This window comes from Bacillus sp. FSL K6-2971, from assembly GCF_038006405.1.
Classification (GTDB): domain Bacteria; phylum Bacillota; class Bacilli; order Bacillales; family Bacillaceae; genus Bacillus; species Bacillus pumilus.
The window spans coordinates 412,146-428,425 of record NZ_JBBOVD010000001.1; the positions used below are offsets into that span (position 1 = coordinate 412,146).

At 42.3% G+C, this 16,280-nt stretch carries 15 protein-coding genes, 1 pseudogene and 1 riboswitch; of the genes and pseudogenes, 10 read left to right on the forward strand and 6 right to left on the reverse strand.

Annotated elements, in window-relative coordinates; genetic code table 11:
- Positions 1–92 precede the first annotated feature (92 nt).
- Entirely contained in the window at positions 93–1,391 is a 1,299-nt protein-coding gene (locus tag MHI33_RS02280; protein ID WP_065098769.1) for an arsenic transporter, read from the forward strand.
- A 46-nt stretch (positions 1,392–1,437) separates the two neighbouring features.
- On the opposite strand, the gene MHI33_RS02285 is transcribed toward MHI33_RS02280, so the two are convergent.
- Together MHI33_RS02285 and MHI33_RS02290 are read right to left on the reverse strand one after the other, a co-directional pair.
- Positions 1,438–2,115 (reverse strand): amino acid ABC transporter permease, encoded by a 678-nt coding sequence (locus MHI33_RS02285; RefSeq protein WP_065098770.1) that lies wholly within the window; start codon positions 2,113–2,115, stop codon positions 1,438–1,440.
- Between the two features lie 12 nt (positions 2,116–2,127).
- Positions 2,128–3,000, reverse strand: coding sequence for a transporter substrate-binding domain-containing protein (locus tag MHI33_RS02290; RefSeq protein WP_185108286.1), 873 nt, complete (start codon positions 2,998–3,000; stop codon positions 2,128–2,130).
- 180 nt (positions 3,001–3,180) lie between these two features.
- On the opposite strand from MHI33_RS02290, the gene MHI33_RS02295 reads away from it, so the two are divergent.
- Positions 3,181–3,504: a YckD family protein gene (locus MHI33_RS02295; protein WP_044140620.1), complete on the forward strand. Its 324-nt coding sequence runs from the start codon at positions 3,181–3,183 to the stop codon at positions 3,502–3,504.
- A 55-nt stretch (positions 3,505–3,559) separates the two neighbouring features.
- On the opposite strand, the gene MHI33_RS02300 is transcribed toward MHI33_RS02295, so the two are convergent.
- Positions 3,560–4,324, reverse strand: a complete 765-nt coding sequence (locus MHI33_RS02300; RefSeq protein WP_044140464.1) for an MBL fold metallo-hydrolase — start codon at positions 4,322–4,324, stop codon at positions 3,560–3,562.
- Positions 4,325–4,439: 115 nt separating this feature from the next.
- Here MHI33_RS02300 and MHI33_RS02305 point away from each other — a divergent pair, with 115 nt between their 5' ends.
- On the forward strand, positions 4,440–4,856 hold the full coding sequence (locus MHI33_RS02305; RefSeq protein ID WP_044140465.1) for an Lrp/AsnC family transcriptional regulator: 417 nt from the start codon (positions 4,440–4,442) through the stop codon (positions 4,854–4,856).
- 28 nt (positions 4,857–4,884) lie between these two features.
- Positions 4,885–5,691, forward strand: a complete 807-nt coding sequence (locus MHI33_RS02310; protein ID WP_065098771.1) for an aminoglycoside N(3)-acetyltransferase — start codon at positions 4,885–4,887, stop codon at positions 5,689–5,691.
- A 1-nt stretch (position 5,692) separates the two neighbouring features.
- Here MHI33_RS02310 and MHI33_RS02315 read toward each other — a convergent pair whose 3' ends face one another.
- From MHI33_RS02315 to MHI33_RS02330, 3 genes and pseudogenes are all read right to left on the reverse strand, one after another.
- Complete coding sequence (locus MHI33_RS02315; protein ID WP_113768527.1) at positions 5,693–6,079, reverse strand: competence protein ComJ; 387 nt, start codon at positions 6,077–6,079, stop codon at positions 5,693–5,695.
- A gap of 120 nt (positions 6,080–6,199) precedes the next feature.
- A pseudogene (locus MHI33_RS02320) lies at positions 6,200–6,709 on the reverse strand (methyl-accepting chemotaxis protein); the annotation flags it as partial.
- Positions 6,710–7,004: 295 nt separating this feature from the next.
- Positions 7,005–7,433: a NucA/NucB deoxyribonuclease domain-containing protein gene (locus tag MHI33_RS02330; RefSeq protein ID WP_044140469.1), complete on the reverse strand. Its 429-nt coding sequence runs from the start codon at positions 7,431–7,433 to the stop codon at positions 7,005–7,007.
- A 367-nt stretch (positions 7,434–7,800) separates the two neighbouring features.
- Between MHI33_RS02330 and MHI33_RS02335 the strand changes: the two genes are divergently transcribed.
- From MHI33_RS02335 to MHI33_RS02360, 6 genes are read left to right on the forward strand one after another with little or no spacing between them, the layout of a single operon-like run.
- Positions 7,801–9,870: a hydantoinase/oxoprolinase family protein gene (locus MHI33_RS02335; RefSeq protein WP_126741562.1), complete on the forward strand. Its 2,070-nt coding sequence runs from the start codon at positions 7,801–7,803 to the stop codon at positions 9,868–9,870.
- Positions 9,860–11,845 carry a hydantoinase B/oxoprolinase family protein gene (locus tag MHI33_RS02340; RefSeq protein ID WP_065098775.1) on the forward strand — a complete coding sequence of 662 codons (1,986 nt, stop codon included), beginning with the start codon at positions 9,860–9,862 and terminating at the stop codon, positions 11,843–11,845. Before MHI33_RS02335 ends, MHI33_RS02340 begins: the two co-directional genes overlap by 11 nt.
- On the forward strand, positions 11,842–12,927 hold the full coding sequence (locus MHI33_RS02345; RefSeq protein WP_340908790.1) for an ABC transporter substrate-binding protein: 1,086 nt from the start codon (positions 11,842–11,844) through the stop codon (positions 12,925–12,927). The genes MHI33_RS02340 and MHI33_RS02345 overlap by 4 nt, the downstream gene beginning before the upstream one ends.
- A gap of 8 nt (positions 12,928–12,935) precedes the next feature.
- Positions 12,936–14,027 carry an ABC transporter ATP-binding protein gene (locus MHI33_RS02350; RefSeq protein WP_185108288.1) on the forward strand — a complete coding sequence of 364 codons (1,092 nt, stop codon included), beginning with the start codon at positions 12,936–12,938 and terminating at the stop codon, positions 14,025–14,027.
- Positions 14,027–14,896: an ABC transporter permease gene (locus MHI33_RS02355; RefSeq protein WP_185108290.1), complete on the forward strand. Its 870-nt coding sequence runs from the start codon at positions 14,027–14,029 to the stop codon at positions 14,894–14,896. The genes MHI33_RS02350 and MHI33_RS02355 overlap by 1 nt, the downstream gene beginning before the upstream one ends.
- Entirely contained in the window at positions 14,889–15,692 is an 804-nt protein-coding gene (locus MHI33_RS02360; RefSeq protein WP_185108292.1) for an ABC transporter permease, read from the forward strand. Before MHI33_RS02355 ends, MHI33_RS02360 begins: the two co-directional genes overlap by 8 nt.
- Before the next feature lie 369 nt (positions 15,693–16,061).
- Positions 16,062–16,154, forward strand: a riboswitch (cyclic di-GMP riboswitch).
- The last annotated feature ends 126 nt before the right edge of the window (positions 16,155–16,280 follow it).

Sequence of the window (16,280 nt, forward strand, 5' to 3'; positions counted from 1 at the left end):
GGGATCACCTGCGGGTTTTCATGTGAAAATGGCATACAACGGCTGTGTTTCGTTGTATGATAGATAAGGATTTTATGAAAGGGGGGCCACCTTTGGGAGCAGTCACCTTGGCCATTTTGATTTTCATCCTGACCCTCGTCCTTGTCATTTGGCAGCCAGGACGTTTAACCATTGGATGGTCAGCATGTGGAGGCGCCATTCTTGCACTTGCCTTTGGTGTCGTTCATCTGGGCGATGTGTGGGAAGTGACGCAAATAGTATGGAACGCAACATTTGCGTTTATTGGCATCATTATTATTTCGTTAATTTTAGATGAAATCGGTTTTTTCGAATGGGCTGCACTGCATATGGCAAAAGCCGCAAAAGGGAACGGTGTCCGCATGTTTATTTATTTAACATTGCTCGGCGCTGTCGTGGCTGCTTTTTTTGCGAATGATGGAGCGGCACTGATTTTGACCCCGATCGTCTTGTCTGTGGTGAGAGCGTTAAAGCTGGATGAGCGGATGATCCTGCCTTTTGTGATGGCGAGCGGCTTTATTGCAGATACAACCTCCTTGCCATTTGTCATTAGTAACTTGGTCAATATCGTATCAGCCGACTATTTTCATATTGGGTTTCTAGAATATACAGCAAACATGTTCGTGCCAAACCTTGTGTCACTTGGAGCAAGCATGTTAGTGCTTTATGTGTTTTACCGAAAGCTTATCCCAAAAACATACGATGTATCACAGGCGAAGGAACCGGCATCAGCTATCCGGGATATCCGCATGTTCCGCTTGTCTTGGTACGTGCTTGGCTGTCTGCTTGTCGGTTATTTTGCAGGGGAACTCATTGGGGTTCCGGTCTCCATCATTGTGGGCGGTATTGCCCTTGTCTTCTTGTGGCTGGCAAGAAGAAGTCCCCAAGTGGCGACAAAACGTGTCGTAAAAGAAGCACCGTGGTCCATTGTCTTTTTCTCAATCGGCATGTATGTCGTCGTATATGGACTGAAGAATGTCGGTCTCACAGAAATATTGGCGGCATGGATCGAACAAGGAGCATCGCATGGCTTGCTTGCGGGAACGATGTTTATGGGTGTGCTTGCCGCAGTGCTGTCCTCTGTCATGAACAATCTGCCTACTGTGTTAATTGATGCGATTGCGATCGGTCATACAGATACAGCAGGCGTCATGAGAGACGGATTGATTTATGCCAATGTCATCGGCTCTAACCTTGGTCCGAAAATGACCCCTATCGGCTCATTGGCGACATTGCTGTGGCTTCATGTTCTTAAGAAAAAGGGCGTCCATATCTCTTGGGGTGCATACATGAAAGCCGGAATCATCCTGACCATCCCAACCTTGATCCTTACTTTATTGGGGTTATATGCGTGGTTATGGCTAATACATTAAAGCTGAATATAAAAAAGAGCAGGTCGCTTGGATCTGCTCTTTTTTGTTACAGATATTTTGCATAGCGTTTTTCTAAAAAGTCCTGAAGTAATGAGACTACGCTGCAAATGCCCCAGTAAATGAGGGCGACCAAAATATACATGGTCATATAATCGAATTCGCGCCCACCTACGATCTTTGCTTGCTGGAATAGCTCGGGGACAGTAATCATCGCAGCTAGTGAGGAGGCTTTGATTAAATCGAGCATGACATTGGTCAATGGTGGCAGTGCGATGCGGACGGATTGAGGCAAAATGACACCGCGCATCGTTTGCCAATAGTTGAGACCTAGTGATTTGGCAGCTTCCACCTGTCCACTCGGCACAGATGAGAGGGCCGCCCGATTGATTTCTGCAATATAGGCAGCGCTATTGAAGCTGAATCCAATAATGGCAGCAGTGACCGCTGTAAACTCAATGCCGATATAAGGAAATCCAAAATAAAGAATAAACAAAATCACCAGAATGGGCACGCCACGCATGAATGAGATATACAGCCGTGCAGGCAGCCAAAGCATCCACGTATTCGCCATTCTGGCAAGCGCAATAAAAAAGCCAAGAATGGTGCCAAAAAACATGCTCACAAAGGAAATGAGCAGCGTCAGCCAGATGCCTTTCATGACAAATGGAAATGACGCCTTTGCCAGTGCAGGATTAAATATATATTCTAAATGAATATCTCCCACGCTTGCGGCTCCTTATTTAGAAATGTCGACATCTTCGACATCAGCATCTATTTTCTTTGAGACGTCTGCATGATTAAAGAATTTTTCGGAAATCTTTTTCATGGTTCCGTCTTTTTTCATTTCTTTTAAGACACGATTTAATTCTTTTTGAAGCTCTGTGTTGTCCTTCTTCATCACAAAACCTTGTTCGTTTGGCATGTATTTTAAGTCAGGGTGAATCGTAATATTTAATTTTGGGAATGCAGCTAGAGCTAGTGTCTGCAAGTAATAATCATTTAGAATGACATCTGTACGACCGTTAGCGACATCCTTTAAGTATTGCTCGTTTGTCGCATTATCATAAATGACTTCCTTCGCACCGTACTTGCGAGCGACATCCATATAAATCGTTGTGGCAGCACCAGCTGCTTTCTTTCCTTTTAAATCTTTTAACGTTTTAATGCCAGACAAATCATCTTTTCTTACGATCGCTGTGCCATAAGAATATTTATAAGGAGTTGAAAAGGCGAACTTATCTTTTCTGTCATCTGTGATGTCAATGTCATTTGCAGCGGCATCCACTTGACCAGAATTAATGGCGCTCAGCATGCCATCATAGCCCATTTCTTTAAATTCTACTTTCACATCCAGGCGTTTAAATGCTTCTTTGACCACTTCCACTTCATAACCAGTCAATTGATCCTTGCCATTAGCGGTATCATGATATGACGTTGGATAAAGGGTGCCTGAAGTAGCAACCACGATTTTCCCTTTCTTTTGAATCTCATCCCACTTTGAATCTCCAGACTGAGAAGAGCTTGATTGACTGCAAGCAGACAAGACAAGTATGAAAGCAGACACAACAAGCATTACCCAGATCGATTTTCTATGATAAAAACGACTCATTTAAGAATCCTCCTCTATTTTTTATACAAAACAAAACATAGCACGCTTTTTCTGTTAGGACAACGTTTTCAGAAGAAAAGCGAAAAAGTAAGAATATTATGTGCAATTTGCAACGTGAGATAATGTATAAAAAAGGAAAGTGCGTACAAAATAAATGCGAATAAAGGAGGGAAGAAAATGATGAAAAAAATAAGTGGCTTGATCATATTATCGGTGATGCTGTTGTCTGGTTTTTATATGGAAACAGCTCATGGAGAAACACCCCAAATGGAAAAGCGTCCAGTAACGCATCAAGTAAAACTAACGACAGAACAACAAAAACAAATTGAAACGCTTGAGCAGCAAATTCTTTCTAAACGAAAAGAAGTGATTGAGAAGTACGTCCAATATGGTGTGTTAACAAAGGAACAAGGTACACATATTACGAAACGAATGGATGAACATTACAATCATTTGAAAAACAACGGATTTGTGCCATTGCTGAAAAAACCACAGCACCATTGACCATAAGGATGAAACCGGCAGCGAGGTGCCGGTTTTTTATTGTTTATCAATCTATTCAGAAGGAGAGACTTTCACCATCTTTAGGGACAAAAATGGCTTGTGCTGCTTGATGCTCTTGAATGTAAGCTTGTAAAGAGGCTCTTGTTAGTAAGCAATGATTCACTGCCTCAAGGTGAGTAGCGACAATTTGTGCTGTTGGATGAGAACGGTGAACGTCTAAAATGTCTTCCTTCGTCATCGTAATTGGATCGCCTTCTAAAAATTGAGCAGCTCCGCTATTGACCACAATGACATCTGGCTTGCAAGTATTGATAACCTCCTTCGGCTCATCACACCAAATGGTATCACCTGCAATGTAAAGGGTAGGTTCATCAGGGTGAAAGAAAACAAAACCGCTGACCTGTCCCATCCGCTTTGCAATTTCTCCTGTCCCATGCTGTCCACCTGTCCGCTGAATATGAACACCATAAATGTCTATTTCATCTTCAATGCATGTGACATGCTGGAAACCGGCCTCTTCAACTTCTTTTTTGTCATTATCCGATTGCGTATAAATGGGTTGGTCTTGGGCTAATTTTTGTTTCGCCTCGTCATCAAAGTGATCCACGTGCAAATGAGTGAGTAAGACAGCATCTGGGTGTAGCATGTTGTCTAAGTCAATGTTTACAGGCAGATCAACAATCGGATTGTTCAAATGTTGATTGGCTGTATGAGGAAACGGTGGATATGTTCCTTTTGCTGCTAAAAAGGGATCAATGAAGAAAGTTGCCTGACCATATTCAAGGTAGAAAGTAGCATTCCGAATGAGCGTGATTTTCATGAAAAGGCCTCCTTTTTTTCTGATTAAGTTTACAGTATATTAAAAGAGTTCCATGTGACAGAGGGTTGTGAAAGTCTTTCATCAGAAGGACTTGATTTTTGAAAGAGGTGAGCCAATGTTAGACCAAACCGATATGGATATTTTAAAAGAGCTCTCAAAAAACAGTCGATTAACTATGAAAGCGCTAGGTGAAAAAGTTCATTTAACGGGTCAAGCTGTTGCAAATCGTGTGTTAAAGCTTGAAGAAGAGGGTGTGATTGAAGCATATACCATTTCGATTGACTGGCGGACGCAAAAGACCATCCAAACATTTATGCAGCTCTATACTCGCAGTCATCATCACGAACCACTTCTGTCATTTCTCGACCGACAGGAAGAGATCAAGAATTTATTTAAAATAAGTGGTGAGGGCTGCTATATGGCTGAAGGCCATTTCTTCAGTCATGATGAACTGGATCTGTTTTTAACGGAGCTGACAAATTACGCAAATTATAAACTGTCTATTGCGGTTAAGCGTCTCATTCATCAGTAAGAAAAGAGACGCAGGAGGAAAAAGAACGATGAAAAAATTAATCGAAAATCAAGCTGAACCGGTGACAAAGGAAAAAATCAAAGCAGACTTGGTTCAACTTGGTGTGAAAAAAGGCATGATTTTATGTGTTCACTCATCCTTATCATCTATCGGCTGGGTAAACGGAGGCGCTGTTGCCCTCATACAAGCATTGATGGAAACCTTAACAGAAGAGGGGACACTGATCATGCCGGCACAAACGTTAGAGATTTCTGATCCCGCTGATTGGATCGATCCGCCTGTTCCTTTTTCATGGTGGAAATCGATCAAAGACACGATGCCTGCATTTGATCCAGCTTACTCGATGCCAACAGCAATGGGAAAGGTAGCGGAAACGTTTTGGAAATACCCGGGCGTGGCGAGAAGCAATCATCCTCATTTTTCATTCACGGCCTGGGGGAAAAAGAAACATGAGCTTCTGAAACACCACGCACTTTCTTTTGGATTAGGGGAACATTCGCCTCTAGCCCGCATGTATGATCTTCAGGCTCAGGTGCTGCTGATTGGTACGTCTTTTGAAAGTCTGACAGCTTTCCATCTGGCTGAATATCGCATCCCTCAGCAAGACTTCATGACAAGAGGAGCTCCCATCTTAGAAAATGGATGGAGGGTATGGAAAGAGTACCAAGATATTATCACAAGAGAAGAACTATTTGAGCAGATCGGCCGTGACTTTCTTCTATCAGGAGGCACTCATCATCACGGTCAAATCGGGCTTGCCAGTTCATATTTATTACCGGTGAGAGAATCGGTAGACTTTGCGGAAAAGTGGCTTGATTTGTACGATCAGTCGTGACCTACACCGTTTGGAAATTCATATGATAAAGGTCTTGATCAGGCTGCTGAGAAGTATAGCAGGTGAGCTGGTAGTCTCCCTTTGGAATAGGGAAAGACAGCACCTGAGCCATGACGCTTGTGATATAAACTTGATCGCTTGCATGCGTAAAAGGCACTGTGACCGTTCTATCAGCCGAAGCTGGGGGCATATTGCTATTTAAAGTTACGGTAACAGATGCTTTTCCGTTGTTGACCCCTTCAAAGGATACACCGTGATCTCCCATGGCGAATCCTTGAAGAATGTCATCATCTGACCAGTCAATCACAGGTGGTGTTTTGCTTCCGGTGTATACGGTGATTTGGTGATAGGAGATAGATAGGGAATAGGCTTGGTTTAAGTTATTCATTTAAAAAACTCCTTTATACAAAGATTTTCATTGGAATGTGAATGGTTGAAAGAATGATTCTTGAAGAGAATGTTAGGCAGCAAGACGATTGTCGCCGTCTTGCGCTTCTATATGAGGAATCTAGATGTGAAATTGTGAAACCATTGTTTTTAAATCTCCTGCTAAATGAGCAAGAGCTTCTGATGAAGCAGTTACTTCTTCCGTTGCGGCAAATTGTTCTTCTGGTAAACCGGCTACTTGCTGTGAATGTTCACTCGTTAGTTTAACCCCTTCTGTAATAGTGGCAAAGGATCGTTTCGCATCGTTTGTATAAGCTGCGATTTTTTGTGATGCACTAGATAAATGCTTGATGCCATCCGCCATTTCTCTCATTGACTGTTGAATATCAATAAATGATTCTTCTTTATGAGAAATAAGTACAGTCCCTAGAGCCGCTTCCTCTCTTACTCGTTTGATCGCATTTGTTGAATGAGTCATCTCTTTTTGGATTTCAGAAATGAGATGGGAAATCAAATTTGATGATGCTTGTGATTCCTCAGCGAGCTTTCTCACTTCGTCTGCGACAACCGCAAATCCTTTCCCATGCTCGCCTGCTCGTGCTGCTTCAATTGCTGCGTTTTGAGCAAGTAGGCATAGCCTAGCTTTACATCACCTTTTGCTTTTTCAGTGGCCATGTGCTTGATGTTTTCTGTCATTTCACGATTCACCACATAACCAAAATTTCTGAAAAGATGATGATGACACTTAAAAAGATCAGCAAAATTTTGGCACCAAGCCTCAGTTTCCCCTTGTTCTTCATGCTTTTTGACTCCTTTAGGTATAAGGTAGGGTAAACCTCCTTAAGGATTATCGGCATGAAAAAAATGTTTGAAATACCTGAATGCAGTTACGAGGAAATTTTTTTAGATAGAAAAGGGAAATGGCGTTAATCGATGATAAATTGTATTCTTGTGCCGTCAGGATCATCCGATAATTGATGACCGACCCATGAGCCTGCTCCTCTATTATCTGAAGGATTAATATATTTGACTGAAGCTCCTGTTCCTCCTTCCTTACACATCGCCATCGGCCATTCGTCCCGATCATACCCGCGCTTTGTTGGGATGCCATGAAGTGATTGTTCTCTTTGTTCATCGCTATGTTTACGGTCAATCGTACATACGGATGAATGGCCTTCATCAATGGCCTCTTCTATGTGCTTAGCGGTTTCGGGGTAACGATCTGATGGGAAGTGAATCGTTTTGTCATAAGATGAATTCGTCGTCTCTTGTTTACTTTGCTCCAGCTGAATATAGCCTGTTGCTACACCAACGACGATCAGTAAAAGCAAGAGAATGATTTTAAGAAGTTTCATAGATGCTAGCTCTCTTTCTTGTTTGCGTATTTTGTAAACAGAAGTATAGCAGAATTACTTACCAATTACTCCTGGTTTTGAAAAAACGCCTTTTAAAGTTCGAAAAACGGTTTTTATCCATTTTCTTGCTTTTCACATTTGTAAAAATTCATAAAAATTTTAATTTTTCAGTTCATAAAAAGATTATGCTTTATCAAAATGGCTTTATCACTGCTTTTTGGGCTAATTTCAAGAATTTAACACACAGAAATTTTGAAAAAATAAAATTGACTAGACCGATATGCTTTAATAATATGGAGTCAAATATCAAAAAATGTCGTAATTTATCAAAATATCATTCTATTTACATTGTAGGAGGGAAGTACAAATGGCGGATGTCTCTTATCGGCTTGGCATAGACATAGGCGGAACATTTACTGACTTATCGCTGATGAATGAAGCAACAGGGGCGCTAACTGAACTCAAAACACCCACAGTGACTGACGACCCAGCTCAGGGAATTATCAATGGGCTAAAACTTCTAAAAGACAGAGGTGTTGATTTATCTAAAATCCAATATCTCGTACATGGCATGACAATCGGTCTTAATACATTATTGCAGAGAAAAGGAGCAGATTTGGCCCTTTTTGTGACGGAAGGCTTTCAAGACATATTGTCACTACAGCGTTTACGATTACCCATTCCTTATGACTTCAATTCTCGTTTGCCAGAACCATTGATACCTCGAAAGCATGTATATCCAATCTCTGAAAGGTTGATACACGATGGTACGATCAAAAAACCTCTCCATCTGCAGCAATTAGATCATGCTGTCCAGCAGGTTATGTCTAAAGGACTAGCAGGTATTGTCATTTCTTTTTTACATAGCTATCAAAATCCAGTTCATGAATTACAGGCAAAAGCCTATATCAAACACCATTATCCGCAATTAGAAGTCCTTACTTCATCTGAATTATGGCCCCAAATGAGAGAATACGAGCGTACTGTGATGTCTGTTGTCAATTTGTATATCCAACCAAAGGTGAAACAGTATTTACAAACATTGAAAAGCCGTTTGAAAGAAGAAGGTGTACCAATTTCTCCATACATTACACAATCAAATGGTGGTTTAATGGATGCAGAAAGTGCAGCAACTTCACCTGTTAAAACACTTTTTTCTGGTCCGGCAGCTGGTGTCATTGGTGCGGCAAGAATTGCAGCCGCTGCAAACGAATCCAATCTGATCACGTTTGATGTTGGGGGGACGAGTGCAGATATCTCCATTATTCAAAATGGACAGCCTACAATGGCTCAGTCAAATCAGCTTTCAGGTTTTCCGATCATTCTTCCATCTGTTGCGATGTATTCAATAGGGGCAGGCGGGGGTTCGGTTGCATGGATTGATCAGGGTGGGCTTCTCAAAGCAGGACCAGAATCAGTTGGCTCACAGCCGGGACCAGCTTCGTATGGAAAGGGAATGAAAGCCGCCTTAACTGACGCGTTCCTCATATGTGGTTATCTCAATCAAGAGCGTTTTGCCGGAGGACATTTACAACTACAGCTGTTCGCGGCGGAAAAGGCCTTTCAGCCAATTGCTGACCAGCTCAACAAAACGGTAGAAGAAGCGGCTGACCAGCTGATTCAAGTAGCTGTCGCCAATATGTACACAGAATTAAGCAATGTCATGGAGCAGCAAGGGTTTGACCCAAGAGATTTTAGTTTACTAGCGTTTGGCGGAGCAGGACCGGTTGTAGCGAATTTCCTTGCGAGAGAAATTCATGCGAAAAACGTGGTCGTTCCTCCAAGTCCAGGAACATTATGTGCATTAGGTGCCTTGAACGCTGATTTTATTCATGATGCGGTACTGTCGAAGAAAATATGTTTACAAGACTACTCGATAGATCAACTAAAACAAGATTATGAGATGCTTTCTCGAAAAGCGACTGATTGGTTCAGTCAGCAGAACATTCAGCATATTAAACAGACATCCATACTATTATTGGCAGATGCACGTTATCAAGGACAAGCCTTTGAGATTGAATTACCATTATCAGCTGAATGGCTGAAGCAAGAACAAGATATCCATCAACTCATTGAAGCCTTTCACAAGCTACATCAGCGTCAATATGGGCATAGAGATGATCAGGCGAACATCGAGTTTACTCATTTACGAGTTCGAGTCATAGGCGAGACGCCGCCACTGCCTTTCACACCTGTTCATGAAAGCAGCGGACAATCTTTGAAGCCACATGAATACAGGCGAATCTTTATAGAAGAAAAAGAATATGAAGCAGCTATTTATTACAGAGATACTTTGTCAGTAGGCTCTGTCATTAATGGACCTGCCATCATTGAGCAGGATGATACGACAACATTGATTCTGCCAAATTGGGCAGGTAGCATTGATCAATCAGGGAACTTGGTGATTTCAAGGGAGGCGGCTTTATATGAGAACTGATCCAGCAAAGCTTGAGATGATGCGCAGTTATTTTAATGCAATTGCATCTGGCATGGGACATGTCATTGAGCGGACGTCTTTTACGACTTTCGTTAAAGAATCAGCTGACTTTGCGACAGCGTTAGCCACGCCTTCTGGAGATTTCTTTGTTTATCCGAAGACAGTGGGTGTCACAATCTTTTTAGGGCTGAGTCTTAAAAAAGCGATTGAAGAGAGCGGACCGATGCAGCCAGGAGATATTATCATCACAAATGATCCTTATACGACAGATGGTTTAGCGACTCACCTGCCGGATGTCCATATCATTAAGCCGATCTTCGTAGATGGTGAAATTGTCAGCTATGCTTGGTCTTTTGTTCATGTAAGTGATGTGGGCGGACTTGTGCCCTCGAGTATTTCGCCGACAGCGACCGATGTTCATCAAGAAGGATTAAGAATACCGCCAGTGAAAATTTATGAAGGCGGAAAAGAGAATCAGGTCGTACGTACTTTTTTAAGAGCCAACAGCCGAGCCAGTCATTTAAATGATGGGGATATCAATGCAATGATTGCTGCAGTAAATACAGCAGAAATTCGCTTAAAAGAAATGATCGGGAAATTTGGAATAAATGAAGTGAAACAAGGAATGATGGACCTCCTGAAACAATCTGAGGTTCGTGCAGGAAAGGTCATTGAAGCCATTCCGGATGGAACGAGTGAATTCGCTGATTATTTAGATGATGATATGATCTCGGATGTGCCGATACGGTTGAAAATTAAGTTAACGGTCAAAGGAAAGCGGCTAACGCTTGATTTTTCTGAGTGTGACCCGCAAGTGAAAACAGCTTTTAACCTTGTCACCAATGGTCAGAAGCATTCCTTCCTATATCAAGGATTGATTAATTACATTATTAGTAAAGATCCCTATATACCGATTAATGGCGGAATCACATATCCGATTGAAGTGATTTCCCCTAAAGGGACGCTAGTGCATCCAGAATACCCGGCTTCTGTTGGTATTCGGCATTCAATTACGATGCGGTTGTTCAATGTCGTGCTAGGCGCCATTGGTAAGCTGTTACCTGAAGCAGTGCCGGCAGCAGGTGCAGGTCAATCAGCTATTGTTGTTCTCTCTGTTCCTGATAATCAAACAGGCGGCAGGAAAATGTCTGTTGTCGAACCATTAGGCGGAGGCGGTGGTGCTCAAAATGGAACGGACGGAGTAGATGGTATTGATCATTCGTCTGGCTTTTTGAAGAATACACCTATTGAGAGTTTAGAACAGCATATTGATATTCATGTTCACCGATATGAGATTTTGCCAAACACAGGCGGAGCAGGAGAAAACAGAGGCGGACATGCGATTGGTTTGGAATTTGAAATGATCAAGCCTGAATCCATGGTGACCGCACGAGGTATGGAACGTATGAAGTTTCAGCCTTGGGGGCTAATGGGCGGACGAGCGGGAGCTATCGGTGAGGTCAAGCTAGTCACAGCAATAGGTGAAAAACAAGACCAGCCGAAAATAGATGTTCTGCGTCTTGAAAAAGGCGATATTGTGCAATTGATATCACCAAGTGGAGGCGGTTGGGGAAATCCATTTGCAAGAGAGAAAGAAAAAGTCCTTCATGAAGTGGAAGCAGGTTTATTAAGTGAAGAAAGAGCGCTGCAGCAATATGGCGTTAAAGTGTATCTAGACCAAAATGAATGGAAGATTGATGAGGAGCAAACGAATCAGTTTCGTGAAAAGGGTAATCATCCTGCTAATATCATGTGGGATGTCGGAGAACACAGAGAAGCTTATGAGAAAGTATGGACGGATGAAGCCAGTAGCGAGCTTGCTGTGCGGCTGCGTTCCTACCCAGCCAATGAACGTACACATTATAAACATGCAGTTCATCAATATTTCAGTCATAGAAATGAGCCGTTAACAAAGAAAGATATTATTCAAGCACTTCGTCATATGGATGGACAAAAAGGGGGAAATGAATCATGAAAAGAAGATTAATCACTATTTTTGCAGGTGTTCTGTCAATGATTTTACTGCTGACAGCTTGCGGTTGGAATGGACAGGATCAAGGTAAACAGCAGCAGACTGTGATCGTTGGCGTATACGGGGGCGATTGGGAAAAGAATATCAAACCGATCCTCGAAAAGTTTGAAAAAGATACGGGAATTAAAGTCCAAACCGTCTCTGGTGCGGATTCTGAATGGTTTACAAAATTAAAAGCGTCAAATGGTAAAAATCCACCGTATGACCTGCTTATTTTACAGCCTGATACGATTCAAAGAGGCATTGCAGCAAACGTTCTTGCACCTATCGATGAAGATCAAGCACCGAATGTCAAAAAACTTTACCGTTCTGTCCAAAAGAAGCTCACTGTTGATGGAAAACAATATGCAGCAGGCTTTAGTATGGGTCAGCTTGGAATTGCTTATCGAAAAGACCTCGTAAAGCAGGAACCAAACAGCTGGACAGACCTATGGAGCAGTCAGCTAAAAGGGAAGGTAGCCATTTCATCTCCGACTTATTCAGCCGGGTTGCAATTTTTCTCTGCGCTTGTCCATGCTCAAGGGGGGACAGAATCAAATCCTAAGGATATTGATAAAGCTTTTAAAAGCCTTTCGCAATTAAAAGGGCATGTTGCTGCTTTTCCAGATAATCCAGGGTCTATTCAAACCTTGTTAGAACGTGGTGACGTCGTAGCAGTTCCATATTGGGATGGACGAGCATTTGCACTTGAAGAAGAAGGAATGAGTATTGGTTTTTCATATCCGAAAGAAGGCGCTGTTGCAGCAGTTGCGAGCTGGGCTTTAACGAAGGGAAGTCAGCATGAGGAAGCGGCTTGCAAACTATTAAACTATTTAAGTGGAAAAGAAGCTCAGGAAGCTTTCTCGGAAAAATCTTATTATGGTATGTCGAATTCTGATGTGAAATACGGTGACAAGATTAAGGGGAAGGTCAAGGTTGGAGAGAATTATTATAGCAAGCTGACTTGGGTAGATTACGAAACAGCAACTTCGGAGCTGGGAAATTGGACAAATCGATGGAACGAAGTATTAGGCGGAGGAAAATAGGTGATCGTATGAGTGGAATTCATTTAGAACATATCAGCCAGCATTTCGGCGAGCAGATTGCTCTTAACGATGTCAGTCTTACGGTGAAAGAGGGAGAGTTTTTCTCCCTTCTTGGTCCTAGCGGCTGCGGGAAATCAACGTTATTAAACATCATTGGCGGTTTTTTAGAACCAACAAAAGGTGTCGTCTATATTGGTGATCAGAATGTGACGAATTTACCGCCTTATCAAAGAAAAACGGGTATGGTTTTTCAAAGCTATGCACTCTTTCCGCATCTGACCGTATTTGATAATGTGGCGTATGGGTTAAAGGTTCAAAAGAAAAAGAAGGCTGAAATCAAAGAGAAGGTAATGGAGAGTTTATCTCTTGTGCAATTAGAGGCGTTTGCGAAACGTATGCCGCATCAATTAAGTGGTGGACAGCAGCAGCGGGTAGCGATTGCAAGGGCGCTTGCGATTCAGCCATCTGTTCTTCTTCTTGATGAACCGCTCAGCAACCTAGATGCAAAACTAAGAAAAAATATGCAGACGGAGCTTCGAAATATTCAAAGGAATGTCGGAATTACCACCATTCTCGTGACCCATGATCAAGAGGAAGCATTAAGTCTTTCTGATCGGGTTGGGATTTTAGGAGAGGGGAAAATCCAGCAGATTGGAACGCCTTTAGAGGTGTACCGCCAGCCAAACAATCGATTTGTTGCTGAATTTATCGGACAAGTGAACCTATTCGAGGCAGTCTATGATGAAGCGAAAGCTATATTTATCGTTCCTCATTTAATCCAGTCAAACGGGCAGGAAGTTCAGTTAAAGGCAGCGGCACACCAAGAGAAGAAGGAGAAGCATTTACTCATGCTCCGTCCGGAAAGAATCAACATATCTTCTGAGCGGGAAGACGTTCAGTCTAACCATGTATCAGGCGTGCTGGCAGATGTCAGTTATATTGGTCACTCATTACGTTTGGTGGTAGAGCTCGATAGCGGTGAAATGATTGTCCATGCTTCCGATGCAGCATTTCCTGAACTGCCGAAAGCTGGAGAAGCTATTCATATCAATTGGCAGCCTGAAGATATTGTTTTCCTAGATTCGAAGGTGCATACGTGATGCGTATCAAGAAAAAGAATCAGCGATTTCATTGGTTCATGCTGCTGCCGGCGTGTTTGTTCCTTGTTGTATTTCTTCTAGCACCGCTTGTGATGATGTTCGTCCTCAGTTTTCGTGATGTGGATTCAATGATGAACACATTACAAACGTATAGCTTTTCTCAATATATACATGTGTTCACGACAGATGCGTATGTGAAGGCGATTGGAAGTACAGTGTGGGTAGCCTTACAGACAACGGTGATTTGTTTATTGATGGCATACCCTGCAGCATACGTGCTCGTCAAGGCACCTCATCCACGTCTGCGGGCATTTTTCTATATCTTACTTGTCTCCCCGCTTTTGACAAGTGTTGTGATTCGGACGTTTGCATGGATTGTCCTTCTTTCACAAAATGGTCTGATCAATGGCATGTTATTAGATTTACATGTGGTTGAGAAGCCGCTCTCTATGTTGTGGAATATGAATGCGGTGATTATTGCTTATGTTCAGGTCATGCTGCCTTTTGCAGTGCTGCCTATTGCGACGAGCTTAACCGATATGGATCGTCATTTACGACCGGCTTCTATGAGTCTAGGAGCTGGACGAATTCGAACCTTCTTTCATGTGACCTTTCCATTGACCATTCCAGGGATGGTGACAGGGGCTATCATTGTCTTTTCGCTGGCAGCTGGGAGCTATATCACTCCGCTCTTAGTCGGCGGAAGAATGCAGCCGCTGCTGCCGCTGTCTATTTATCAGCAAGTCATGCAGGTGTATAACTTGCCTCTTGCTGCAGCGATGTCCTTTACGTTATTGGTTTGTGTGCTTGTGGCGGTCAGTTTATTAAGCTATCTATTGAAGCGCTGGGAGGCGAGGATGCATGCGTAAAAAATCATTAGGTGATCGCTTGCTTTCCATCCTGATTTGGACTGCTGGGTCATTGGTTTATCTCTTTTTGACCATACCTGTTCTTGTCATTGTCCTATCTGCTTTTAGTCCAAATGCCTTTCCTGAATTTCCGCCGACTTCGTTCTCTGTTCGTTGGTTTCAAGAGGTCGTGTCGAATCCAGAATGGATGGAGTCTCTGCGTATCAGTGTGATTTTGCTATTCATCGTAACGCCTCTCACGGTTCTTTTAGGCACGATGGCTTCGTATGCTTTAGCAAGGCTTTCCTTTCAGGGAAAGGAGGCTATTCAAGCCTTCATTTTGTCACCTCTTATGATTCCTCAAGTAGTGTTAGGGATTGCCATGCTTTATTTGTTTACGGCTATGGGGTTTACGGGGTCTTTGTGGGCGCTTGTTATAGGTCACGTCATTATTGGCTTTCCCTATGTGGTTCGAACAGTAGGCGTCAGTGTATCGAATTTGGACCCACGGCTTGAGCTAGCTTCAATGAATCTTGGCGCAGGACCCATTCGCACATTCTTTCGAGTGACGCTGCCTTTGATAAAGCCAGGAATTATTGCAGGCGGGGTGTTTTCAGCTGTGACGTCATTTGGGGAAATATCGATTAGTTTGTTCGTTTCCTCTCCTCAAACGATTACGATTCCCGTCAGGACGTTTAATTACATTGAGCAAACCTTTGATCCGAGTGTCAATGCGATATCTGTCATATTTATTATCATTTCTATCATTGCGTTGCTCATTATTGAAAAAACAATTGGCCTGTCTAAGGTGATGTAAATATAATGAAGAAACAAGGGAGCTGTCATTTGAAATGGCAGCTCTTTTTGTGTTGTTTTTACGGTAAATATTTTCAATTTTTTAGGAAATATAGTTCTTAAGATTTAAGAAATTGTGGAGGGTGGACGGAGACCTCTATCCTACATTTTCGGTCATATTTGCAAAATTTAAGGGGAAAGATGAAATTTTTGCGGTATTTAGTCGATTATTTTCGGTTGAACGCAACTATTATTAGTTATTTTCGGTAAATATCGTAAATTATTATGTGATTCATTCGGCATAACGCATGAATCTTTACACCCATTTTTCGGTGAAAAAAACAATAATTTCATATAAAGTGGACGTAAATAGAAAATATTTAAAAAGAAAAGAAGAAAAAGGCAAATCTATGGAAACGTAGAGACGCAAAGCCATGTCCTAAGGTAAATGTTGCTTTTTTACTATGGTCGGCAGGTTACCGAATCAAAATGGGAGTCCCTCCGTTTTATTCGGGGTGGGCTTCTTTCCGTATTCTGTCTATTTTAATGGAATAGACTTGGTTCTTTTGATATAGAGGGTGCAGGGTTGTCACATTGGTGGAGAAAACAC